Consider the following 23,303-nt stretch of genomic DNA (forward strand, 5'->3'; position numbering starts at 1 on the left):
ACGGTGGCAATAGAGGCCGTCTCACCGGGGAGAGCGCGTTATAAGCCGTAAAGCCATTGCGCAGGGAATGTCGGATGTTCTCCGCTGCCCTGTATGCTCATGTGCAGCATTCTTATGCACAATCGCACATGAGACCGCGGGTGCAGCGCGCATCCGGCATTCCCTGCGCCCTCTGAATTTGGGGGGTGAAGAATTTTCAACAGCTCGGGCGCAATGCGTCGCGGGAATGCGAAGGCGTGTTGGAAGGCCGTAGCCGCAAATGATGGCGTCGTCCCGGCCTTGAGCCGGGACCCATACGCCGCGGCCCATCGGTGAGAACGCTGGTGTTAGATACCTTCTACAACAATGTCCGCTGCGGAGTATGGGTCCCGGCGTTCGCCGGGACGACGGAGGTAGCTCGACGATCCCTAAAATTCTATCGATCCCGATCAATCAACATTCACGATACGTCTTAAGCCACAGGGAACTCCTTATCCGGTAGCTTGGCGGACGGTCATCACCGCAAGGCCCTGGGGTCCTATGACAGCATTAACCAACAAGACTCCGTCCAAGCGCCGGCTGCTGCTGGCGTCGGATCGGAGCGATCAAAGCAGCGAACTGGCCAGCATTCTGCAGTCGGTCGGCCAGGTCGACATGATCGCCACCACGGATATTCCCGACGCGCCGGCGCGGGATCTCTCCGGCATCGTGGTCGACATCAATTTGCGCTCGGCCGAGAGCGTGCAGATGGTGCGCAACAAGCTGCGCACCGAGGCCTATCGCGAAATGCCGCGGCTGTTCGTGCTGGCGGACGCGCTGCATCATGGATCGATGCAGGCCTGGGCGCTCGGCGCTACCGACACCATCGCGCGACCGTTCGACGCGCAGGGCATCCTGCAGCGCATCCGGGCCGCGTTCCCCGACGACAGTTCCTACAACGAGACCGACCGCGGCAAGGCGCTGAACCGCGGCGTCGAAGCCGCGCACAGCGTCATGGTCAGGATTTTCAACGGCATGCGGGCCGGCGAGCCACTGAAATACAGCGACATCGTGCAGGCCGAAAACAAGATTCTGAAAGCCATCAAGCACACCTCGCTGCGTGAATGGCTGACGACGGTCGGCTGCCACCACACCGACAGCTATCGGCACTGCCTGTTCGTGACCGGCTTTGCGGTCGCCTTCGCGCAGCACCTTGGCATGCGCGAGGACGACCAGCGCCGTCTCGCCCGCGCTGCATTGCTGCACGACGTCGGCAAGGCGTTCATCCCGGTTGCGATCCTCGACAAGCCGGATCCGCTGACGCCCGAGGAAATGCACGAGATGCGCCAGCATCCGCGCCGCGGCTATGAGGCGCTGGCAGCGCAAGGTGGTTTTCCGCCGGAAATGCTCGACGTGGTGCTGCACCACCATGAATTCCTCGACGGCACCGGCTATCCCGACGGCCTCTCCGGCAAGGAGATCAGCGACATCGTGCGGCTGACCACGATCGTCGACATCTACGCGGCACTCGTCGAGAAGCGCGCCTACCGGCTGCAGTTCACCCACGTCAAGGCGTTCGGGGTGATGGAAGAGATGGGCGACAAGCTCGACCAGCACCTGCTGCAGGCCTTCCGCCCGATCGCGTTCGGGTATGGCTAGGCCCTAATCTCACCGCGTCATTGCGAGCGAAGCGAAGCAATCCATCGTGCGGCATAACGGATGAATGGATTGCTTCGTCGCTTACGCTCCTCGCAATGACGGACGAGACAGCAAGCCGTCACTCCAGCAACTTCCGCAATTCCGCCTTCGCCACCTTCTCCAGCGTCGAGCGCGGCATCTCGTCGACGAAGATGATCTCGCGCGGCACCTTGAAGTCGGCCAGCGCATTGCGACAGGCCGCCATCACCTTGTCCTGCAGATCGGCTGGAGCTGCCGCGACGCCCGCCAGCGGAATGATGAACACGACCGGCACCTCGTCCAGCATCGGATGCTTTTTCGCCACCACCGCGGCCTCGCGCACGCCGGGCACCAGCGCGACCACCTGTTCGATCTCGGAGGCCGCGACATTCTCGCCGCCGACCTTCAGCATGTCCTTGGCGCGGTCGCCGAACTTGATGAAGCCGTTGTCCAGCAGCGTGACGCGGTCGCCGGTGATGAAATAGCCGTGCTCGTCAAAGCTCTCGCGCGTCGCCTTGTCGTTATGCAGATATTCGGCAAACAGCGACAGGCCTGGAATGCCCTTGATCAGGAGATTGCCGGTGTCGCCGACTTCGGTCGGCCGGCCATCGTCATCGGTAATGCGGATCTCGTATTCCGGCGCGGCGCGGCCGATCGACATCGGCGTGTTGGGCTGATCGACTTCGCCGACGATGCCGTGGGTGATGGTCTCGGTCATGCCCCACCAGCCCATGGTCTTGACGCCGAAGCCGGCGAAAGGCGGCGGATCGTTCACCGCCGTGCCCCAGAGCCGGAATTTGTGATGCTTCGGAATCTCGTGCTCCAGCAGCGCCTTCAGGCAGAACGGGATCGTCGAGGTCCAGGTGCAGCCATGTTCCAGCGCGACGTTCCAGAACCGGCTTGCGGAAAACCGCGGCTGGATCACGCAGGTTGCGCCGACCCACAGCGAAGCCAGCATCGAATAGGCCAGCGCGTTGGTATGAAACAGCGGCAGATAGGTCTGGTGCACGTCGCCCTGATGCAGGTCCTCATGGGCAGCGTTGATCTTGCCGCCCCACAGCGCGTTGGCATGCGTCCACAGCACCGCCTTCGGGCGCGACGTGGTGCCGGAGGTATATTGCACGCTGCAGGGCGCGAACGGATCGGTGGCGCGGCGCGGCCGGTCGGCACTGTCGGCGAACAACGATTCAAAACGATCGCCGCGTGCGGCGCCCTGCGCCGGCACGGCGCCGGCGTCATGCGAGATTACGGCGATCCAGCGCAGGTCGCGGCAATGGGCCGAAATCAGTTCGGCATAGGCCGGCTGGGTGATCGCGGCGACCGCGCCGCAATGGCCGGCGAAATATTCCATTTCGGCGGCGGCTGAGCGGGTGTTGGTGGTAACGGCGATGGCGCCGAGCTCGACACAGGCGAACCAGGCCAGCATGGCCTCGATGCAATTGTCGAGATGAACAAGCACATAGTCGCCCGGCTTGATGCCGCGCTTGACCAGACCCGCCGCCAGCGCGCCGACGCGTTCGTGAAATTCGCCGTAGGACCAGCTCCGCGCCGGGGCCTCGAACGGCGCCCAGATCAGGAACGGATGGTTGCGGCGGCTCTCGGCCCGCATCCGCAGCAGCCACGGCACGTCGAGGCCGGCGAATGGTCCAACGACGCCCGGTGCTGCCTGTGAAATAGACATATGTCCTCCCGGTGCAGCTTCGACCGCTGCCTTGGTTATTGCTTGGGAGCAGTTCTGCCATTGGATGGCGCGGTGCGCAAATTGTGATTATGGGCAATCTGTCTCCACGTCATTGCGAGCGAAGCGAAGCAATCCATGCTGTCCTTCGCGGAGGTATGGATTGCTTCGCTGCGCTCGCAATGACGGAGGAGAGAGCTAGGCATCCCCCTCATACGACGAAATTTCAATCAAGCTCCCGTCCGGATCCCGGCAATAGACCGAACGCAGCGTGCCGCGCGCGCCCTGCTTGGCGACCGGGCCTTCCTCGATCGCGACGCCGTTGGCCTTGAGGTGCGCGACCACCTGGTCCGGCGTGCTCGCGGTCAGGAAGCACAGATCGTCGCTGCCGGCGGTCTCATGATCGGCCGTGAACCAGTCGACCTTGTCGGCATCGCGCGGCCGCACGTTGATCTTCTGGTTCCCGAACACCAGCGACGTCCGCGGCGTTTTGCCCGGGCCGGGATCGAACACCTTGATCTCCATGCCGAGGATGTTCCGGTACCACTCGGCGGAACGTGCCACGTCGGAGACATTGATGACAAGATGATCGAGCGCATTCACCTTGACGGACATGCCTAATCCTTTGGTCGCGCCTTGAGGGCGTTGCGTCGCACTGGTCGCATGGATGTTTGTTTGTTACAACGCGGCCCTTGCTCAGTTCAATAGAAACGGACCGGGTGAACCCGGGCCCCAGGGAGAATAACTCATGATTTCACGCCGTACCGCGATCTGCCTGACGGCAATCGGCCTTTCGATGACCGCTTCGATCGGCACTGCCTTGGCGGCGGATTATCCGACGCGGCCGGTCAAATGGGTGGTCGGATATCCGCCCGGTGGCGCCACCGACATCATTGCGCGCCTGATCGGCCAGCGCCTGTCGGAGCGGCTTGGCCAGCAATTCGTGATCGAAAACAAGCCCGGCGCCGGCAACAACATCGCCACCGAATCGGTGATCAACGCCGAGCCCGACGGCTACACGCTTCTGCTGGTCAATCCGGCGAACTACATCAACGCATCGCTGTACGCCAACCTGAAGTTCAACGTCGTTCGCGACATCGCGCCGGTCGCCGCGTTCAATCGCGTGCCGAACGTGATGACCGTCAACAACAACGTGCCGGCGAAGACGGTTGCCGAGTTCATCGCCTATGTGAAGGCCAACCCCGGCAAGGTGAACCTGGCGTCCTCGGGCAACGGCACCTCGGTGCATCTGTCAGGCGAAATGTTCATGATGATGTCGGGCGCCAAGATGCAGCACGTGCCTTACCGCGGCGCCGCGCCTGCGATCACCGACCTGCTCGGCGGTCAGGTTCAGGTGATCTTCGACAACATGCCTTCGATCCTGCAGCACATCCGTGCCGGTTCGCTGCGCGCGCTGGCGGTGACCTCGACGGTGCGGTCCGGCCTGTTGCCCGACGTGCCGGTTCTCGCCGACACCATTCCGGGCTACGAGGCGAGCGCGCTGTTCGGCATGGGGGCTCCGAAGAACACGCCCAAGGAGATCATCGAGAAGCTGAACAAGGAAGTGAACGCGGTGCTGGCGGAGCCCGCGATCAAGGCCAAGCTGATCGATCTCGGCGGTGAGCCGCTGATCGGGCCGCCCGACGCGTTCGGCAAGATGATCGTGGAAGAAACCGACAAGTGGAAGAAGGTGATCGACAGCGCCAATATCGAGAAGGTGCAGTAACGCGCCTCTCGGGAACCTGCTCCGGGTCGCGAGGTTTTGAACCTGAGGCGACCCGGCGATGCGGTATGATTGCCGCGCAGGAGGATTCGATCATGCACAACGCGAAGCTGGCAATGTTGGTTTTGCTGGCGGCTGGATCGGCCACGATGGCTGGTTCGACCCCCGCCGCCGCTTACGATTACCCCTATTGTGTTCAGGGCCGGGGCGTCGGCATTCCCGGCGACTGTTCTTACCAGACCTATCAGCAGTGCATGGCCTCGGCCGCCGGCCGCGGCGTTTATTGCAACGTCAATCCACGCGCGGCCTTGAACCAGCAGCCGCGGCGCGGCCGGGTCTATCGGGATTACTGATCAGGAAAATCGGCAGCAGGCGCTTGACGCCTGATGTTTTGCGCATATACTAAACCATATGGTTAAGTATCAAGAAGACGTCCTGGACCGTACCTTCGCAGCCCTCGCCGATCCGACGAGGCGCGCACTGGTGGCGCGGCTCGGCGACCGCGAAAGCCTTTCCGTGAGCGAACTGGCGCAGCCCTTTGCGATGTCGCTGCCCGCGATCATGAAGCATCTCGACGTGTTGTCGGATGCCGGCCTGATCGCGCGCGAGAAGACCGGCCGCACCGTGGCGTGCCGGTTGACCGCCAAGCCTATGGAGCAGGCGATGGACTGGTTGAACCGCTACCAGCGCTTCTGGTCCGACAATCTCGACCGACTTGCAGCTTTTGTGGAGGAAGACCCATGGCCACCCAGTCAAGCATCCAGCCAGATTCTCGCCGCGACACCGGTCCCGCAACCAGCCCAAGCCTCACCCTCAAGCGTCGTATCGCTGCGGCGCCGGCGAAAATCTACGCCGCGTGGACCAACCCGGAAAAACTAGCGGCGTGGTTCGGGCCCTCGAAGGTCAGGGAAGGTTCGGTGCAGGCGGAGACCGATCTGCGCGTCGGCGGCCGCTACCGCATCAGCTTCTATGCCATCGACGGCGAGTATTTTCAGGCTGGCGGCGTTTATCGCGAAATCGTGCCGAACGAGCTATTGGTGATGAGTTGGGCCTGGCATTCGACACCGGAACGCGAATCGCAGCTCTCCATCTCGCTCAAGCCGGACGGCGCCGGCACGCTGCTGACGCTGCATCACGAGCAGTTCTTCAACGAGGCTGCGCGCGACGGCCATGAGAAGGGCTGGACCGAACTGCTCGGCAAGCTCGAACAATTTGTCAGCTGAACGATCAACACGGGAGCCGCCCATGCAGCCGCATAGTGTCGTCTCGCGCGAAGCGTGGATCGCCGCGCGCAAAGCGCATCTTGCGCATGAGAAGGAGCTGACCCAGGCCCGCGAGCGCCTGAGCGAGGAACGTCGCGCGTTGCCCTGGGTCAAGGTCGAAAAGGATTATGTGTTCGACGGGCCCGGCGGCCGGATAACGCTGGCCGAGCTGTTCCAGGGGCGCAGCCAGCTCGTGGTGCAGCATTTCATGTACGCGCCGGACTGGAACGAAGGTTGCAAGCACTGCTCGTTCTGGGCTGACGGATTCGAACGCATCATCCCGCATCTTGCCGCGCGCGACACCACGCTGGTCGCGATCTCGCGGGCGCCGGTTGATAAGCTTGCGGTGTTCAAGGCGCGGATGGGCTGGACCTTCGACTGGCTGTCGTCGGAGAACAACGATTTCAACTACGATTATGAGGTGTCGTTCACGCCGGAGGCGCTCAAGTCAGGCGACAACAGGTATAATTTCGGCACCACCCGCATCGGCATGGAGGAAGCGCCCGGCATCAGCGTGTTCTGTCGCGACGAGGCCGGGAACATCTTCCACACCTATTCCTGCTTCGCGCGCGGCCTCGATATGATGAATGCGGCCTATCATTATCTCGACCTGACGCCGCTCGGTCGTCACGAGGACGGACTGCCATATCCGATGGACTGGGTGCGGCTACGTGACCAATACACACCGGCGCCGGTTCAGGCATCCTGCTGTGACTCCTAACAGACGTCGTCGCTTGCGTTCCTCGCAATGACGCGAACAAACAGAGGGAACAAAACCCATGGCCTATGTCGACGGATTCATCGTCGCAGTTCCAAAGAAGAACATCGCGGCCTATCGCAAAATGTCCACCAAGGCCGGCAAGATCTGGCGTGAATACGGCGCGCTGGATTACCGCGAATGGGTTGCGGACGACGTCAAGGTCGGCAAGCTCACGTCGTTTCCGCGCAGCGTCAAGCAGAAGCCGGGCGAGACCGTGGTGTTCGCCTGGATCACCTACAAGTCTCGCGCGCAACGCGACAAGATCAATGCCAAGGTCATGGCGGATCCCAGGCTCAACTCGTTGGGCGATATTAAATCGATGCCGTTTGACCCCAAGCGGATGATCTATGGCGGCTTCGAGAGTCTGGTGAAGGTCTGAAGCCGCCGCCAGGCGTCACGCGTAATAAACCGTTGCGTTAACCGTGTAATCGCGGCTTGGCGCGTCCCTCTTGCATCTACTTTGTAATCCGGTATACTTTGCGATACAAAGTGAGGTGAACGATGCGCGACCTCGACAAGGCGCTGGCCGATATCCTGGCGATCCGCAGCCAGATCGCGGCCGGCACCGCGTTTCGCGGCTATGGTCCGGCGACGGTGGCCGCCACCGGCGGCATCGCCTTGCTCACCGCGATCCTGCAATTCCTCTGGCTGAATGATCCGACCGGGCAACCGGTCACGTTCTTTGCCGGCTGGGCGGCGGCCGCGTTGTTGTCCGGCACGTTGATCTGGATCGAGATGCTGGCGCGCTCGCGCCGGCATCATTCGGGCCTCGCCGACGCCATGATCCAGCAGGCGTTCGAGCAATTTCTCCCGCCCGGCGTCGCCGGGCTTTTGCTCGGGATCATGCTGTGGAAGTTCGCGCCCGAAACGCTCTGGATGCTGCCGGGCCTGTGCCAGGTGCTGGTCAGCCTTGGCGTGTTCGCCTCGGTGCGCACGCTGCCGCGCAGCATCGCCTTCGGCGGTGCCTGGTATTTCCTGTCGGGCTTTACGGTCCTGCTGCTCGCGAGCCAAAACCATCTGCTGTCGCCCTGGATGATGGGCGTGCCATTCGCGGTCGGGCAGCTCCTGATGGCCGCGCTGCTGCATTTTGCGTCCGGAGAGAATGATGCCGAAGACTGAAGCCAACAGCGCGCCGTTCTCCTATGACGGGCTCGATCGCGTGATCCACGAGAAGGCGCGGCTCGGGCTGCTGACCTCGCTGATGGCGCATCCCAAGGGATTGGCCTTCGCCGACCTCAAGCAACTCTGCGGCCTCACCGACGGCAATCTCTCTAGGCATCTGCAGGTTCTGCAGGAGGCGGGCCTGGTCGAGGTCACCAAAGGTTACGAAGGCAACCGTCCTCACACCACCTGCCGCCTGACCAAGAGCGGCCGCCGCCGTTTCCTCGATTACCTTGCCGTGCTGGAGCGCCTGGTGCGCGACGCCGCCAAGGCCGCCGGCAAGGAAGACACCGCCATCGCCCGGCTCGGCATCCTGCCGGTCTGACCGCCATCTCCTTTTTTAATCGGAGACTTTGTGATGCAAAGTAATCTCTCGCCCAAACTTGAAGCCACACCGGACGCGCGGCTGCATGTCGGCATCATCATGGATGGCAATGGCCGATGGGCGACGCGGCGCGGGATGTCGCGGTTGCGCGGCCACGAGGCCGGCGTCGAAGCGATCCGGCGCGTGGTCGAGGCGGCGCCAGGGCAGGGCGTCGGTGCGCTGACGCTGTATGCCTTCTCCAGCGATAATTGGCGTCGGCCGACGACCGAGGTCTCTGCGCTGATGGCGCTGTTGCGATTCTATCTCGCCAACGAGGTCGAGGCGCTGGTCCGCAACGGCGTCCGTCTCACCGTGATCGGACGCCGCGATCGCATTCCCGAAGGCATCGCCCACGCCATCACCCGCGCGGAAGCGGCCACCGCCGCGGGCAACGCGTTGCATCTGCGCATCGCGATCGATTACTCGGCCCGCGACGCCATCCTTAATGCCGCAACGCGCGCGGCGGGCATTGTCGATCTCACCCGCGAGAGGCTAGCCGAACTCATCACCGGCGAAAAAAACCTTCGCGACGTCGACCTCATCATCCGCACCAGCGGAGAAAAGCGGTTATCGGACTTTCTGCTCTGGGAAGGCGCCTACGCCGAGCTGCACTTCACCGAACGGATGTGGCCGGAATTCGAGGCGCAGGATCTTGCCGAAGCGCTCGGCGCGTTCCATAGCCGCGAGCGCCGCTTCGGCGGCCTGCAGGCGATCGCGCCGGAAGAGGTGCCGAGCCTCTAGGACGTCACCAACGTACAGCACCAAGCGCCGGCCGGGGGGCCGGGCTTTTTCACAACATGCGGGGACGAACGATGGCGCCAACAGAGCGGAGCGACGTCCATGCGCATTCTTCTTATCAACGTGCCGCACCCTTCGATCGGCAGCCGGATTCCCGATGACCATTTGCCGCCGCTGTCAGAGTTCTGGGGCGCGCCGCAGGACAGTGAGGAGGAGTCGATGTCGGCAGCGCGGCCCGAGCGCCGCGTCGGCGTGCGCGAGGCTGCGTGAAAGCCCGCGCATGCCGTTGCGCGGAATTGCAGAGGCGGTTGCTTGCGAAAGCAAGGCCTAAGCCTTTCTCAAGACTGCGGATAACTGGCCCTGCCGGCTGGACGGCCGGCCCGCGAACCACATACTTTCGCACCCGATCGCAAAGAGCAAAAAGAACCGTCGCGGTCCGAGGCGTTGGCGTGAGCATACAGGTTGCTATTCTGAAGGTCCTGGCCAGCCACGGCAGCGGCCGGGCCACGCTTGCTTCGCTCAGGCGAGACGTCGTCATTCTCTCCGCCAGCGGCCCGGACTGGGACGCGCGCATCAAGCGCCTGGCCCGACGCGTTCCGGCGATCGACATCTTTGGCGCCGGCTATGTGCTGCGCGACGACGAGGGATGGCAAATCACACAAGCGGGCCGCGATTTTCTCAAGGCGCTCGAAGCCGTGAGTCAGGATAACCAGCCGGCTGAAACGGATTTGCCTGCATCGCCCGCAGCCGATGGCGCCGGGCGTCGTCAAGGCGCCCTCGTCGTCGTCGGTCACCGTTTCAAGAATCGTATCCGCAGGGATCGTGATGCCGCCCAGCCACTGCGCGATCAGCGCCGGCGTCCGCGCCACGATTCAAACGTGTGACCGTGGCGTCGCGCGGATCACAATGCTTTTGCCGCGATCTGTATCAGCGATGTGACAATTAGGAAGACGCCGGCGATGCGGCAGGGCATGCCCAACCGTTCCTGCCAGGCGATCCATTCGAGATGCTTCGGGCCGGCCGGCACCGGACGCCAGCCATAATAGGCCGCGAGAATCCCAGCGGCGAAAGTCATGCAGGCGTCGATTGATTGGGCGAGTGCCATCGCATTGTCTCCGAACGAGCCTCTTGGTCGGAAACCGTCCGCAACAGGTTCAATGAGCTTGCGGGTGCAATCGGCGGGGCTTCCGGCAAGGTCGAATCGGCGTTGATCGCCTCTCGCCCCGGCACTGGCGGGGACAATGCCGGCGCACCGGGTTGACACCGATCGCGCCGCAGCCACACTGACCGGCATGCGCATTACCCTCATCCACGCCTTAAAGCACTCGATTGTGCCGATCGAGACCTCGTTTGCAAAACTTTGGCCCGACGCGCGGCTGATGAATTTGCTGGACGACAGCCTGTCGACCGATCTGGCGCGCGATGGCGGGCTCACCGAGGCCATGACCGAGCGCTTCCTGCAACTTGGGCGCTACGCGGCGGGTACTGGTTCGGATGCGATCCTGTTTACTTGTTCGGCCTTCGGTCCGTGCATCGAAGCGGTGGCACGCGCGCATGCGCCGATGCCGGTGCTCAAGCCCAACGAGGCGATGATCGAGCAGGCTGTCACCAGGGGCCGCAAAATCGGCCTGCTGTCCTCGTTCCCGCCGACGCTGATGTCGATGCCGCGGGAATTTCCGGCTTCGATCGAGCTGGTGCCGAAACTGGCTGATGGTGCCATGGCAGCCCTCGACCGCGGCGACCGCGCGACGCATGACCGGCTGGTCGTTGAGGCGTCCAAAGATTTGCGTGATTGCGACCTGATCGCGCTGGCGCAGTACAGCATGGCGCCTGCCGCCGAGATGGTCGCTGAGGCCTCGGGCCGACCGGTCGTCACCACGCCTGACAGCGCGGTGCTGAAGCTGAAGGAAATGCTGCGCGGCTAGATGAAGAAGCTAGGCGGCCTTTTTGGCTGCTTTCTTGGCCTTCTTCGCGCCCTTCGCAGGCTGCTTCTCGGCCTTCTTCTCAACCTTCTTGGCGAGCTTCATCGCCGCGATTTCTTCCGCGGCGTTCTTGACCGCCCGCGCGTAGCTGTCGGCGGCATTGTCGGCGGAGTTCTGCAGCCGTTTCGCCGCCGCCGTGCCATGCAGCATCGCGCTCTGGGCGAGCAGCTTGAACCGCGCCTTGGCTTCCTTGTCCTTGGCCGAGGCGGCCTTGGCCATAAACAGGCCCTGCCGCTTTTTGGCGGCGGCCATCAGGCTCTTGTTCTGTGCTTTGGCGAGTTGCCGGATTACGGCGTCTAGATCAGCTTCAGCCATTCCGGGTCACTCATCACTCCGCTATGTGACCCCGGGAACAGGATATTGGGGTGCACTTTATTGGCGCACCCGACACGATTCGAACGTGTGACCTTTGCCTTCGGAGGGCAACGCTCTATCCAGCTGAGCTACGGGTGCAGTGGGCTTCATTTAGCCGATTGGTCCGGCATCGGCAACGGCCTTTGGGGCTATTTCGGGAAGCAAGGCCCTAAGGCAACCATTCCGCGAGCGCGCCAAACCGGCCGGGACCGCGGCGGCTCGATTATCCGGTTCTTGGATACTCCAATCGCTCATCGGGCCTGCGGATGGCCGGCTGCGTTGCAGCGCGAATTGGATCTATCTCGCCTTGAAATAGAAGCCCTGCGCCGACAATTGCCCATACGTAAAAGGTTCCTGCTTCTTTCCCGTGCTTGTGTAAACGTCATCATGGACCATACGAAACAATTGGGCGATCTCCAGTCCGGGAGCATCCATTCGTTGAATGAGCGAAGTCGTAAACGGGCTGTTGTCCCCTGCGCCATCTGTCGCGAGATGGCCGTGCTTCGTCGCGAATGCGACGAGTGTTCCGCTTTCGGGCTCGATCCTCGCTAAACCTCTCCCCACGGAAAGTGACTTCTTTTCAGCAAAGGGATTTTCCCGGCATGCATCCAGGACCACAAGGCGCATCTTATCAGCCGAGCTGACGGCGTTGAGGATTTGATCGAGGGCCACGCTTTCCTTTGGAATGTCGGCGTCGGTTTCAAACTTTGCATCAACGGGGACAAGATAATTGCTGCCATCGAGCTCAATGCCGTGCCCGGCAAAATAAATGACGGCCCAGTTGGCATTCTTGCTATCATTGGAAAAAGCCTGGAGCGCGGCCGAAAGCGTCTCCCGGCTTGCGTCGGTCAACAGTTTCACGTTCTGAAAGCCTGATTTTTCAAGCGCATCCGCCACCAGTGCCGCGTCCCGTTTCGGATTCGCTAGCGAATCGAAACTTTCGTATTTGGAATTGCCGATTACCAAAGCGATGCGGCCGCCCGACCGCTCATTGGATGGACGGGTCGCACCGAGCTTCGTATCGATCCGCTCGAGGCCCGCCACAGCTACAGGATGCGATGGGGCGATGCTGAGTGCAGCCTGAAGATCAGTACGCGCCTTCTCCAGCTCTCGCGAGCGCTCGAACGCAAGAGAGCGTTGAAGCAAAGCCGTCAGATTTTTTGGTTCCAGCCTGAGCGCTTCATTAAAATCCGCTATCGCAGCCGGCAAATTGCCAACGGCAAGATAGGATCGGCCGCGATTTACGTAGGGTCTCGAAAACTTGGAAAGGAGTTTGATCGATTCATTCAAGTCAGCGATTGCTCGATCATATTCGCCAAGGCTGAAATAGGTGAAGCCTCTTCCGCTAAGGCTCGGCACGTGTCGCGGAGCGAGCGCGAGGGCCTTGTTGAATGCCAACAAAGCCTTCTCGTATTCCTGTTGCTTGTTGTAGACGCCTCCGATTCCCCCGTGGGCCACCGCAAAGTCCGGATTCAGTTTCAAAGCTTTGTTGAGGTCTGTAAGAGCTCGCTCCTGTTCTCCCATATCCGAGTAGACCAAGCCTCGAAAGGCGTAAGGCCCAGGCGCGGCGGGGTCAATTTCTCCAGCGGCGTTTAGGTCGGCCAGCGCCTTTCCATTATCCCTCAACAAGAAAAAGGCGTATCCGCGCTGGACGAGCGCGAGCACGTTTCGAGGATCAAGTCGCAACGCCTCGTTCAGATCTGGCATTGCTTCGCTGAACTGTCCCATTCGGCTCTTGGCCGTGCCGCGCCAAGCGAACGCAAATGCAAATTGGGGATCCTGTTTGACCGCCTGATCAAGCTCAGTGATTGCCGCCGCAAACTTTCCTTGTTCGATGAGTGCTCTCGCCCGCCCGACCGCCGGCCCCGCTGCTGAGCGCTTTTGTCCTGGAGGAGAGCCTTGTGGTCGTCCTGCTGCATTGCCCATGGCGGCTTGAACGCATGCTCTGACCTTTGGAGTTGCGAGAGCTCGACATGATTCAAGGTTTCCACCCGCTCTCATGCAGGGCATTACGATTGGTCTCCCAACCGTTTCTCGGCATCTTTCGAGCGCTGGATTTCCCGATTGTGAAAGAGCGGGATTGGCAAACAATGCTACCAATGCAAGAATTGAAAAAGCGATTGCGCGAGAAAAAACTTCTATCAAACGATTATTGCTGGCCGACATGGTGTGCCCACCTCTTACAACAGCAACTATAGACCAATGCTATCAGCTAGATTGTTCTCCTCAAAGCGCGCGACAATCCTTACGGCGGCAGTGTTATGATACCCGTGGGGCCGTTCGGGAGCCGGCTCCTTCGAGGCTAGCCAGGGATCAGCGACCGGAGAAAGGTTTGGAAATGCCTTGTCAGATGACCCTGCGAGCTGCGCTTGCCGCTGCCGCAATGGTAAGTTGCCTTGTGGCGATGACGGGGCAGCCAAGTTTCGCCAAAACTGTAATTGTCACGGAGGAAGAAGCGAAACTGCCCCCTCCGAAAGAAATGCCCCCTCCGTCTGACCGCGGCATTACGCGCGGTCCGAAGATCGAGCTTGATATGGAAGAAAAGGCTGCGCTTCACGCGCCCATGCATCTAAAGTTGAAGTTTAGAACGTTCGGCGGTTCGGCCATTGACCTGGATGCATTTCGGGCAACGTATATCAAGAATCCAACAGTTGACCTGACCCCTCGAATTAGGCCCTTCGTTCAACAATCGGGCATAGACATTCCTGACGCGCAGCTGCCGCCGGGCGAGCACTTTATACAGTTTGGGATCAAAGACTCGGATGGCCGAGCGTTCTCCAAAATCATCAAGCTCAAGGTCATGCCCTGACGGGCGCAGGGAACGTATCGGCTTCGTGGCTACATTTGAATTCAACATTCGATTGGATGAAAATGAATTGTCCATATTGCGCGTTCGAAATTGAGCCTTCCGTTCTTGTTTGCAGCTCCTGCTCCCGTGACGTCGGCGTGCCGGCGTCGTTGATCGCGGAGCGAGATGACCTCGCACGAAAAATAGATGGCGCGCGCGACCAGCTTTTCAGGATGAGGGAAGAAATTGACTCCCTTACGCGCGCCAAGAAGCGTAGCCGAAGCTGATGGAATGTCCCTTCTGCGCCGAAACCGTCAAACACGAAGCGATCGTTTGCAAGCATTGCTCACGAGATCTTCGAATCGCTCGCCCGGTACTCCAGGAAATTCAAGAACTCGTCTTCGAGTTTGACAAGTTGCAGCAAGAGCTTGATCGAACGGGCGCCAAGCTCGAGCGAATCAAGCATCCTTTTCGCTGCTTTGTTACCTATTCAGTTCTATATATCCTCGCTCCGGTCTTCTTGCTGGTCATCTCTCATGTCCTTGTAACGATCGTATTCAACATCCAGCCAATCTATTTGCGCCTGGCGTCCGTCATCATTCCTGTTCCTTTTGGTTTTCTCGCCTATACGATAAGTCGGCTGGGACTACGTGGAGCATTCCCGTTAGGAATACTCGCTGCGGCGGTCAGCGTCGCTCTCATGCTTGTCATAACGGGTGTCAACGACGGCGTACCCATCCTTCCAGCTTCGCAAGTGGAGTGGCGTGAAGTTGCGGAGTATATGGCCAGCATCTGCCTGGCATTCGTCACCGGAAACATCTTGAGTGTTCTGGTGTTCCAGGTGCTGCCAAACACGCTGTTGCGTGGTGGCCGTCCAAACCCAGCCGCATTCAGGCTTGCTCGCCTTCTCGGACCTCACGTTGGGGAGGAGCAGCTTCGTCGAAGAGCGCGTCTCATGCAGGATTTGTTGCGGACCGTCGGACCCCTCGCCGGTGCGGCTGCTACTGCAATTGGATCGATCTATGCCGGATTGAAAGGTGTGGTCGGACATTGATTGCCTCGGAGGGGCTACCAATTTCCGGTTGTTCGGCCGGCCGGCGGGTACCGCCAAACCTGCCCGGGGTGTTCTTCTGATCCGAAATGATGTGCCGCCCTGCAACAGGCGCCGTTTCTTGAGGGAGTATCCGGCTCGCCGATCCAGCTTCGGATGACAAGGTTCTATCCAGCCGAACTGCGGGTGCACGGGGGTTGGCGCCTTGCGGGGACCGGCTGAGACTAAGGTGGCAAGGCGCGGACCCTCATCCCCCGTCAAAAATCTGATCCGTTCTGCCGGATTGGTGCTAGTCTTGGTTCGTTGATCTTCTCGACCATCGATGGGGACGTCCGATGTATAAGAAGGTTCTTCTGGCCTATGATGGGTCTGTAGAGGGCCGGCGCGCCCTGCGGGAGGGCGCCAAGCTCGCACAAATGTGCCGTGCCGAGGTCTTCCTGCTGGCGGTTGTCGAGGTTTCCTCGATCATGACGCCGGAGGCCGGGCTCACCATTCCGATCGAGCTGCAGACCGAAGACTACAAGGCGATCCTGGCCGAAGGCACGGAGCGGCTGAAAGCGGTGGGCTTTGCGCCGACCTCGCGGCTGGAGGTGGGGGATGCCGGGCAAAAGATCGCGGAGGTGGCCGAGGAAATCGGCGCGCATCTCGTGGTCGTCGGGCATCGTCCGCAGGGACCGCTGGCGCGCTGGTTCGGTTCCGTCGGCAGCTATCTGGTCAAGCGGCTGCGCTGCAGCGTGCTGGTCGCCCAGACCGAGATCAGCGACGATGAGTTCGAGCGGCTAAAGCCGCCGGCCGAGACGGCAGCCTAGGCTCAGGTTTGCACCGCGCCGGATCGATCGGACAGATCGTTACGCCGGAACGATGATCTTGCCGATCGGCCAGAGTGCGATGCCGGCGAGTTTGAGGTGTGCCCAGGCAAAGGGAATGCCGATGATGGTCACGGCCAGCACGACCGCCGTGACGACATGCGCGAGCGCCAGCCACCATCCCGCCAGCACCAGCCAGATGATGTTGCCGACGACGCCGAGCGGTCCGGTGCCGATATCCTCCTCACCGGTATAGAGATCGCGCGACACCGCCCTGAACCCGAACGGAAACAGCGTGTAGGCCGCGATATTGAACGCCGCCCGTGCCCAGGGCAGGCCGATGATGGTGATGGCCATGATCACGGCGGCCACCAGCCAGCCGAATGCCATCCACGCGCCGCCAAGCACGATCCAGACAATATTCAGAAGGAGTGAAACCGGTGACATGGGCGCCATCTGTAGCGTGCCGTTGAAGTCATTGGTATCAAAAAAGCCATCAGCTGAATTGATTCAAATCACGATGCGTCGTCCGGAACCCGATTTGCGGTGTGCGCCCGGGGGACGCTAGACTGTCGCGCAACACGAGCCGGATAGACCGGCGTTTGCAGGGAGAAGCGTCGATGCGCCCGCTCGAATTCGGCTGGTATCTGCCCACGCATGGCGACACCACGGCCTATGGGCTGATGGAGGCGCAGGTCGCAGGTTCCCCTGAACTCTGTGATCGCGTGGTGCAGGCGGCGGAAGCGGCCGGCTTCGAATATTTGCTGATACCAGTGGGCTCGGTGTGCTGGGAGGCGTGGATCACGGGCGCGTTCATGGCGGCGCGCTCGCGGGCGATCAAGCCGCTGATTGCAGCAAGGCCCGGCTACATCAATCCGGTGCTGCTGGCCAAGATGATTTCGACCTTCGACCAGATGTCGGGCGGGCGCATCTGCATCAATCTGATCGCGGGCCAGAACGAGAGCGAGGTCGAAGGCGAGGGCGTGCGTTACGCCAAGGAGGAGCGCTACGCGCTGATGGAGGAGGAGGTCTCGATCCTCAAGGCGCTATGGACCACGCGGGGCCCGGTGACCTTCGAAGGCAAGTTCCACAAACTGTCGGGCGCGCATATCAGGCCGCGTCCCCTGCAACAGCCGTTTCCAAAATTCTACCTCGGCGGCGGCTCGCGCCAGGCCTGGGAATTGTCGGCGAAACATTCCGACGTGCATCTGTTCTGGGGCGACCTGCCGGAGCGGATCGCCGGCAATATCGCCGAGATCAGGCAGATGGCCCGCGCCCACGACCGCGAGAATGACATCGGCTTCGGGATGCGGCTGCAGGTGATCTGCCGTGAAAACGAAGCGGACGCCTGGGAGGCCGCGGATCAGCTGGTGCGTCATGCCACCGAACGGCAGAAGCAGGAGATGAAGACGCTCTACAACAAGTCAGAGGCGAACCTGCGCGTGCAGCAGCTGGCCCGCGAACATGGCGACCTGCTGCTGCCGCATCTATGGACTGGTATCACAAAAGTCCGCCCCGGCGCCGGCATCGCCGTCGTCGGCAATCCCGCGCAATGCGCGGATACGCTGCAGCAATTCATCGATGCTGGCTGCCATTCGTTCTGCCTGTCCGGCTATTTGCACGACGAGGAGGCCGAGCGTTTCGGCCGGATGATCCGCCCCATCCTCGCCGAGAACAATCGGGGCCGCTTGGCTGCGTAGGGCTGCGGGAGCAGACATCGCGGTCAGGCCGAGGCAAGCGCGGCTTCGCCGCCAACGCCGAGCAATGGCCGCACGTCAGAGGCCCGCAGCGGCTTGCTGAACAGATAGCCCTGCATCTGGGTGCAACCGAGCCTCTTCAGCAAGGCCTTCTGCTGTTCGGTTTCGACACCCTCGGCGGTCGTGATCATGTTGCGCGAAGTCGCAATGTTCACCACCGCCTGCACGATCGTCTCCGAGCCGTCGACCTCGATGTCGCTGACAAAGCAGCGGTCGATCTTGATCTTGTCGAACGGGAAGCGCTTCAGATAGCTCAGCGAGGAGAAGCCGGTGCCGAAATCGTCAAGCGCGATGCGCACGCCGATGTCGCGGAGCTGATGCAGGATCGCCAGCGCGGTCTCGTCGTCATGGATCAACACGGCTTCGGTGATTTCGATCTCCAGCCGTTCCGGCGGCAGACGGGAGGTCGCGAGTGCGCCCATGATCCGAAGTGCGAGCGTCTGGGATTTCAACTGGACCGGCGAGACGTTGACGGCCAGCCGGACGTGAGCCGGCCAGCTGGCGGCCTCGATGCACGCCGTCTGCAGCACCCAATCCCCGAGCTCGTTGATCAGGCCGATATCTTCCGCCAGCGGGATGAATTCGGCCGGCGAAATCATGCCGCGCTCGGGATGGCGCCAGCGCAGCAGCGCCTCGCAGCCCGCCACCTCGTTGCTGCCGAGGTCGAGCAGCGGCTGATAATGGATTTCGAAGCCGCCATCGACCATCGCCTGCCGCAGGTCCTGCTCCATGGTCAGCCGCGCCTTGGCGCGGGCATCCATGACCGGCTCGAAGAAACGATGGGTGCGGCGTCCTCCGGCCTTGGCGCCGTACATCGCCAGATCGGCGTTCTTGATCAGCTGGTCGAGATCGGTGCCGTCCTGCGGGGCCAGCGCGATGCCGATGCTGGCGTCGGTCGAGAGTTGATGGCCGAGGCAGTAATGGGGTTGCCGGATCGCCTCGTGGATCCGCGTCACGAATTCGACGACGTCGTCGCGGTCTCCGGCCGCGGTCTGGATCACGGCGAATTCGTCACCGCCGAGCCGCGCAATCAGGTCGGTCGGCTTGAGGCAGTCCTTGATTCGGGAGGCGACGGCCTTCAACAGTTCGTCGCCGACATGATGTCCGAGCGAGTCGTTGATGCCCTTGAATTCGTCGATATCGATATAGAGCAGCGCGAATTGTTCGCCGCCGACGGCCTTCTGCAGCTCGCGCTCGATCTGTTCGCGAAACAGCACCCGGTTCGGCAGGTCGGTAAGTGCGTCGTAGTGCGCGAGATGGGCGATCTTTTCATCGGCGCGGCGGCGCTCGGTAACATCCTCGACGACATGGACGATGTAGCTGGGCTCGCCGGCCTGATTGCGAATTCCGAGCCGTCTGGAGGTGATGTAGCGACGGCCCATCGCCTGGGTTTCCCAGAGATGCTCGTCCTTGAACAGGCCGTCGGCGGATCGCAGCGCCTTGTCGTCGTCGGCCGTGACGATCTCGGCGGACGCCTGCGGAAATATGTCGAAGGCGGTCCTGCCGATGATGCTGTCGCGGGAAATGCCGAATTGAGTCTCGGCCACGCGGTTGGCCAGAAGGTAGCGGCGATCCTGGGCGCCCTTCACGGTGATCTGCGAGGGGATGTGATCGATGATCTGGCTCAGGAAAGCATGGTTGCGGTCGCGTTCCTGCTCGAGTTTGCGACGCTCGGTGACGTCTTCGATGGTGGCGATCCAGCAGCCATGCGCCAGCGGCCGGCTGATGGCCAGGAAGCTTCGCCCGTCCGGGCACTGCATCATGCTCTGATCGATCTGGCCCTGTGCGATATTCCGCAAAACATTGGAGCAGAACTCCTTGACGTCGCCGCTAAAGGCTCCCTTGTCCTTGCGGTGCTGGATCAGGTCGTAGAAATAGCAGCCGGGCTTCACGATGTCCGGCGACAGGTTGAACATGTCGATGTAGCGCTGGTTGACGGTGACGATGCGCGCGGACGCGTCGTACATCACCAGGCCCTGGATCATGTTGTTGAGCGCGGTGTCGAGCCGGTGCCGTTCCGATTCCAGCCGTTGCTGCGCCTCGCGGCTTTGCCGGGTCATCTGCCGGATGATGAGGAACAGGATCAATGCGATCGTCGATGCCGACAAGATGGCGGCGCTGACCAGGAACCTGGTCTGGGCCTCCCAATCGGCCAGCGCGGCGGTTATCGAATTTGTCGCGACGACGATGATCGGGAAGCGGCTCAACTGGGCCGCGGATCCGAGCCTGTCCTTGCTGTCGATCGGGCTTTTGACGCGCAGCGTCTGCTGACCGCCCTGCGTCAGGACACGCTGCAACAGCGGCGCCGAACTGAATTTCTGTCCGACCAGGTGCTCGGCGCGCGGATGTCGCGCCAGCAAGGTGCCGTCGGTGTGAAACATCGAAACGGCGGCGTCCGCTCCGATCGCGACGGAAGCAAAGAACTTCACGTAATTGGAAGGATCGATGCGCCGCGTCATCACGCCGAGAAAGACACCATCTTCGCCGGTCAGTCGATGAGCAACCACCGTGTTCAGGCTGCCGCTGATAAGGCTGCGAAGCGCCTCGGTCTGGATCGACGGCGATCGCGGGTCGAATTTGAAGGACTTGAAGTAGGCGCGCTCGGCGATGTTGAGGGCCGGAGTCGGTAACGGCCGCGACCAGTTGATGATGTCGCCGTCGGCATCGTAAATCGAAATGTCGCCGAGATAGGACAGGACGCCGGCTTTGGATCTGAGGGTTTCGTGCGCTTCCGAACTCGACATCAATTTCCGGAACGCCTGCGGCGAAGCGATGCCGGGAACGTGCAACCGCGCTATCACGTCAGCGGCGATGGTGTCGGAGTCCTCGAATTGCTGGTCGAAGTGACGGGTGAGCAGCAGGACGGTGTTTTGCAGTTCGCGTTCGCTGTTGGCCAGCGCACGCTCGCGAAACTCCGCGACCATCATGATCGTGCCGGCGAAAATCGCGGCAACCAGCAGCGCCCCGCAAACGGTCAGCCACAGCACCGGACCACGGATCGTCGTGCCGAGACGCCGGCTGGCCGCCGCGGCTCGGGACACCATGCTATTCAGGTCGCGAAACAGAACGCGCATTCCCCCTTCTCCCCGGGGAACTACATACGATGCGCTCATGTCATAAGCCGTTAGGAAATCCGGTTACCTAAGGTTTAATCGCGCCCCTGAATGCCGTTTTACGGCAGCGCTACGGGCGTGGCTGGCCGTCTGCAGCGAAAGATTGCATAGAATCGTTCTGCAACTTTCGGGATTTGGGTGGTCGGAGACGTTGCGTGGGCACTGGCGCAGGCTGCCTCAGCGGCGATAGCCGCCGGCGCGGGAAAGGGCCGGGCGGGTTTCCTGTGCCGGGCGGCTCGACAGGCTGGCGCGCGTTTCGCTGGCGAGCGGTGCGGCCGGCCTGAGGTCTTCCAGGAAGATCGGCTTGGAGAAGTAATAGCCCTGCGCATAGCGGATCTTGGTCGCGGCCTGCAGATAGGCCAGTTCCTCGAAGGTTTCGAGGCCTTCGGCGATCACGGTCATGCCGAGCGCTTCGCTCAGCGATTCGATCGCCCGCAAGATGCCCTGGCTGCGCGGCCGCAGATGGATGTCGGTGATGAAGGAACGATCGATCTTGATTTCATCGGCGGTGATGTCGGCCAGCGCCGAAAGCGACGAATAGCCGATGCCGAAATCGTCGATCGAGATGCCGACGCCGAGCTTGCGGAAGATCGGCAGGATTTCATCCTGGAAATGCGTCTTGGTGACGAAAGCGTCTTCGGTCACCTCGATCATGAAGCGCTTCGGGAATCCGGTGGCCTCCAGCGCCTGCGCGAACGGCCGCATGAATTCGGGATTGCCGGCCTGCTTGGCCGCGACGTTGATGCTGATCGTGGTATCGGGCCCGAACGTCTCGTTGATCAGGTCGATCGACTTGACGATCTCCGCCAGCACCAGATGGGTCAGTTCGTCGATCAACCCCAGTTCGACGGCGAGGTTGATGAAGGTGCCGGGAGCCTGAATCACGCCCTCATCGTCCCTGAGCCGCACCAGCGCTTCGATGCCCGTGATCGCCTTGGTGCGGATATCGACTTTGGTCTGGAACGCGCAGCAAAAGCGCTTTTCCAGGATCGCCAGCCGCAGCGATTGTTCGACCTTCATCCGCGCCAGCGCCTCGCGCTCCATGCTGGCGTCGAAAAACGCTGCCCCGCCTTTGCTGCCGTTCTTGACGCGGTACATCGCGATATCGGCATTCTGGCGCAGCGCGTCGTAAGTCTTGCCGTGCTCGGGATAAAGGCTGACGCCGATCGACGTCGAGGCGAATATCTCCGATTCGTCGATGAAGAACGGCGCCTTCAGCCGTTGCAGGATGAAATGGATGTATTCGGCGACTTCGCTCTCGCTCTGGACCGGATTGAGCAGCAGCATGAACTCGTCGCCGCTGATCCGCGACAGGATGTCGGATTCGCGCAAATCCATGCCCAGCCGCTTGGCCATTTCGACCAGCAAGGCGTCGCCGATCGCGTGGCCGTAATAGTCGTTGATGTGCTTGAAATTGTCGACGTCGAGAAACGCGAGCGCGAAGTGGCCGTGGACATTGCCTTGTTGCAAATGGCCTTGTTGCAAATGACCCTGGGCGCTGTCGCGCGCGAGCAGCGTGTTTACCCGGTGTTCGATCACCCGCCGGGTCGGCAATCCCGTTAGTTCGTCATAATACGCCGAGCGAAACAACGCATCCTCGAACGCCTTTTGTTCGGTGATATCGACGGAACTCGAGAGCAGCAAATTGCGTCCGGCGATCTGGATCGGCCGGTGTGAGGTGAGAAATACCTGCTTGGCCGGACCGGAGGTGACGGCCTCTTCCAGTGTGGCCGCGTGGCCGCTGCGGAGCAATTCGAGACAGGTCTCCTGGCGATCGCTCAATTGCGAGGGCGCAGGCGCTGCCGCGGCCATCTGCAGTAACGCCGCGGCGGCGTCATTCACCAGCAGGAACTCGCCATGCTCGTCCTGAACCGTTACGCCGGTCGGAAGCAATCTGAGGATATCCCGCAGAATGCTCAATTCGGTATCAAAAGCGCCTTCATTACCGGCCTCGGTCGCGGCCGTCTGAAGGTCATGTTTGTAGGGACTATGCATGCAGCGGAGCTTGCCAAAGTCCCTTCTAATTTTGGTTAAGTGGAACTGTGAAAAACCGCGACACTCCTACAAGTTGGCGTTTTCGGACCACACGGCCGCAATCGTCATTAACAGAATCTCAATTCGGAATGCGGCC

Annotated in this window: 25 protein-coding genes and 1 tRNA gene; 17 read left to right on the forward strand and 9 right to left on the reverse strand. The window is 61.5% G+C overall.

Annotation, left to right across the window (positions count from 1 at the left end; genetic code table 11):
• The first annotated feature begins 519 nt into the window (after positions 1-519).
• Complete coding sequence (locus JQ575_RS35575; protein WP_212037871.1) at positions 520-1,617, forward strand: HD-GYP domain-containing protein; 1,098 nt, start codon at positions 520-522, stop codon at positions 1,615-1,617.
• Between the two features lie 118 nt (positions 1,618-1,735).
• On the opposite strand, the gene JQ575_RS35580 is transcribed toward JQ575_RS35575, so the two are convergent.
• Together JQ575_RS35580 and JQ575_RS35585 are read right to left on the reverse strand one after the other, a co-directional pair.
• Positions 1,736-3,316, reverse strand: coding sequence for an AMP-binding protein (locus JQ575_RS35580; RefSeq protein ID WP_212037872.1), 1,581 nt, complete (start codon positions 3,314-3,316; stop codon positions 1,736-1,738).
• 195 nt (positions 3,317-3,511) lie between these two features.
• Positions 3,512-3,928 carry a VOC family protein gene (locus tag JQ575_RS35585; protein ID WP_212037873.1) on the reverse strand — a complete coding sequence of 139 codons (417 nt, stop codon included), beginning with the start codon at positions 3,926-3,928 and terminating at the stop codon, positions 3,512-3,514.
• 133 nt (positions 3,929-4,061) lie between these two features.
• Between JQ575_RS35585 and JQ575_RS35590 the strand changes: the two genes are divergently transcribed.
• The 11 genes from JQ575_RS35590 to JQ575_RS35640 all read left to right on the forward strand — a co-directional run bounded on the left by JQ575_RS35590 (position 4,062) and on the right by JQ575_RS35640 (position 10,205).
• Positions 4,062-5,039, forward strand: a complete 978-nt coding sequence (locus JQ575_RS35590; protein WP_212037874.1) for a tripartite tricarboxylate transporter substrate binding protein — start codon at positions 4,062-4,064, stop codon at positions 5,037-5,039.
• A 65-nt stretch (positions 5,040-5,104) separates the two neighbouring features.
• A complete protein-coding gene (locus JQ575_RS35595) occupies positions 5,105-5,389 on the forward strand; it encodes a DUF3551 domain-containing protein (RefSeq protein ID WP_409364856.1) in 285 nt (94 codons plus the stop codon).
• Positions 5,390-5,447: 58 nt separating this feature from the next.
• Positions 5,448-5,915, forward strand: a complete 468-nt coding sequence (locus JQ575_RS35600) for a helix-turn-helix transcriptional regulator (protein WP_212037875.1) — start codon at positions 5,448-5,450, stop codon at positions 5,913-5,915.
• Complete coding sequence (locus JQ575_RS35605; RefSeq protein ID WP_212037922.1) at positions 5,882-6,259, forward strand: SRPBCC domain-containing protein; 378 nt, start codon at positions 5,882-5,884, stop codon at positions 6,257-6,259. The genes JQ575_RS35600 and JQ575_RS35605 overlap by 34 nt, the downstream gene beginning before the upstream one ends.
• Positions 6,260-6,281: 22 nt before the next feature.
• A complete protein-coding gene (locus tag JQ575_RS35610; protein WP_212037876.1) occupies positions 6,282-7,019 on the forward strand; it encodes a thioredoxin family protein in 738 nt (245 codons plus the stop codon).
• 58 nt (positions 7,020-7,077) lie between these two features.
• On the forward strand, positions 7,078-7,437 hold the full coding sequence (locus tag JQ575_RS35615; RefSeq protein ID WP_212037877.1) for a DUF1428 domain-containing protein: 360 nt from the start codon (positions 7,078-7,080) through the stop codon (positions 7,435-7,437).
• A gap of 122 nt (positions 7,438-7,559) precedes the next feature.
• On the forward strand, positions 7,560-8,177 hold the full coding sequence (locus JQ575_RS35620) for a hypothetical protein (RefSeq protein WP_212037878.1): 618 nt from the start codon (positions 7,560-7,562) through the stop codon (positions 8,175-8,177).
• A complete protein-coding gene (locus tag JQ575_RS35625; protein WP_192736339.1) occupies positions 8,164-8,544 on the forward strand; it encodes a transcriptional regulator in 381 nt (126 codons plus the stop codon). The genes JQ575_RS35620 and JQ575_RS35625 overlap by 14 nt, the downstream gene beginning before the upstream one ends.
• 33 nt (positions 8,545-8,577) lie before the next feature.
• Entirely contained in the window at positions 8,578-9,324 is a 747-nt protein-coding gene (locus JQ575_RS35630) for a di-trans,poly-cis-decaprenylcistransferase (protein ID WP_212037879.1), read from the forward strand.
• A gap of 99 nt (positions 9,325-9,423) precedes the next feature.
• Entirely contained in the window at positions 9,424-9,591 is a 168-nt protein-coding gene (locus JQ575_RS35635; RefSeq protein ID WP_212037927.1) for a hypothetical protein, read from the forward strand.
• Positions 9,592-9,770: 179 nt separating this feature from the next.
• Positions 9,771-10,205 (forward strand): aminoacyl-tRNA deacylase, encoded by a 435-nt coding sequence (locus tag JQ575_RS35640; protein ID WP_312016077.1) that lies wholly within the window; start codon positions 9,771-9,773, stop codon positions 10,203-10,205.
• Between the two features lie 17 nt (positions 10,206-10,222).
• On the opposite strand, the gene JQ575_RS35645 is transcribed toward JQ575_RS35640, so the two are convergent.
• Positions 10,223-10,426 carry a hypothetical protein gene (locus JQ575_RS35645; protein ID WP_212037880.1) on the reverse strand — a complete coding sequence of 68 codons (204 nt, stop codon included), beginning with the start codon at positions 10,424-10,426 and terminating at the stop codon, positions 10,223-10,225.
• A 187-nt stretch (positions 10,427-10,613) separates the two neighbouring features.
• Here JQ575_RS35645 and JQ575_RS35650 point away from each other — a divergent pair, with 187 nt between their 5' ends.
• Positions 10,614-11,246 (forward strand): aspartate/glutamate racemase family protein, encoded by a 633-nt coding sequence (locus JQ575_RS35650; RefSeq protein WP_212037924.1) that lies wholly within the window; start codon positions 10,614-10,616, stop codon positions 11,244-11,246.
• A gap of 9 nt (positions 11,247-11,255) precedes the next feature.
• Here the strand turns inward: JQ575_RS35650 and JQ575_RS35655 are convergent, their stop codons facing one another.
• The 3 genes from JQ575_RS35655 to JQ575_RS35665 form a co-directional block, all read right to left on the reverse strand.
• Positions 11,256-11,618, reverse strand: coding sequence for a hypothetical protein (locus JQ575_RS35655; protein ID WP_212037881.1), 363 nt, complete (start codon positions 11,616-11,618; stop codon positions 11,256-11,258).
• Positions 11,619-11,679: 61 nt separating this feature from the next.
• Positions 11,680-11,756, reverse strand: a tRNA-Arg gene (locus JQ575_RS35660).
• A 198-nt stretch (positions 11,757-11,954) separates the two neighbouring features.
• Positions 11,955-13,583, reverse strand: coding sequence for a tetratricopeptide repeat protein (locus JQ575_RS35665; protein WP_212037882.1), 1,629 nt, complete (start codon positions 13,581-13,583; stop codon positions 11,955-11,957).
• Positions 13,584-14,007: 424 nt separating this feature from the next.
• On the opposite strand from JQ575_RS35665, the gene JQ575_RS35670 reads away from it, so the two are divergent.
• The 3 genes from JQ575_RS35670 to JQ575_RS35680 all read left to right on the forward strand — a co-directional run bounded on the left by JQ575_RS35670 (position 14,008) and on the right by JQ575_RS35680 (position 16,305).
• On the forward strand, positions 14,008-14,466 hold the full coding sequence (locus JQ575_RS35670; RefSeq protein WP_212037883.1) for a hypothetical protein: 459 nt from the start codon (positions 14,008-14,010) through the stop codon (positions 14,464-14,466).
• A 265-nt stretch (positions 14,467-14,731) separates the two neighbouring features.
• Positions 14,732-15,499: a hypothetical protein gene (locus JQ575_RS35675; RefSeq protein WP_212037884.1), complete on the forward strand. Its 768-nt coding sequence runs from the start codon at positions 14,732-14,734 to the stop codon at positions 15,497-15,499.
• A gap of 332 nt (positions 15,500-15,831) precedes the next feature.
• Positions 15,832-16,305, forward strand: a complete 474-nt coding sequence (locus JQ575_RS35680) for a universal stress protein (RefSeq protein ID WP_212037885.1) — start codon at positions 15,832-15,834, stop codon at positions 16,303-16,305.
• A 39-nt stretch (positions 16,306-16,344) separates the two neighbouring features.
• Here the strand turns inward: JQ575_RS35680 and JQ575_RS35685 are convergent, their stop codons facing one another.
• The gene (locus JQ575_RS35685) at positions 16,345-16,749 is read right to left on the reverse strand and encodes a YccF domain-containing protein (protein WP_211995477.1); all 405 of its coding nucleotides are present in this window, start codon (positions 16,747-16,749) and stop codon (positions 16,345-16,347) included.
• A 173-nt stretch (positions 16,750-16,922) separates the two neighbouring features.
• Here JQ575_RS35685 and JQ575_RS35690 point away from each other — a divergent pair, with 173 nt between their 5' ends.
• A complete protein-coding gene (locus JQ575_RS35690) occupies positions 16,923-18,002 on the forward strand; it encodes an LLM class flavin-dependent oxidoreductase (RefSeq protein ID WP_212037886.1) in 1,080 nt (359 codons plus the stop codon).
• 23 nt (positions 18,003-18,025) lie between these two features.
• On the opposite strand, the gene JQ575_RS35695 is transcribed toward JQ575_RS35690, so the two are convergent.
• On the reverse strand, positions 18,026-21,133 hold the full coding sequence (locus JQ575_RS35695; RefSeq protein WP_212037887.1) for an EAL domain-containing protein: 3,108 nt from the start codon (positions 21,131-21,133) through the stop codon (positions 18,026-18,028).
• Between the two features lie 216 nt (positions 21,134-21,349).
• Positions 21,350-23,167 (reverse strand): bifunctional diguanylate cyclase/phosphodiesterase, encoded by a 1,818-nt coding sequence (locus JQ575_RS35700; RefSeq protein ID WP_212037888.1) that lies wholly within the window; start codon positions 23,165-23,167, stop codon positions 21,350-21,352.
• Positions 23,168-23,303: the final 136 nt, after the last annotated feature.

Origin of the sequence: Bradyrhizobium sp. JYMT SZCCT0428 (assembly GCF_018131075.1) — a bacterium.
GTDB lineage: Bacteria > Pseudomonadota > Alphaproteobacteria > Rhizobiales > Xanthobacteraceae > Bradyrhizobium.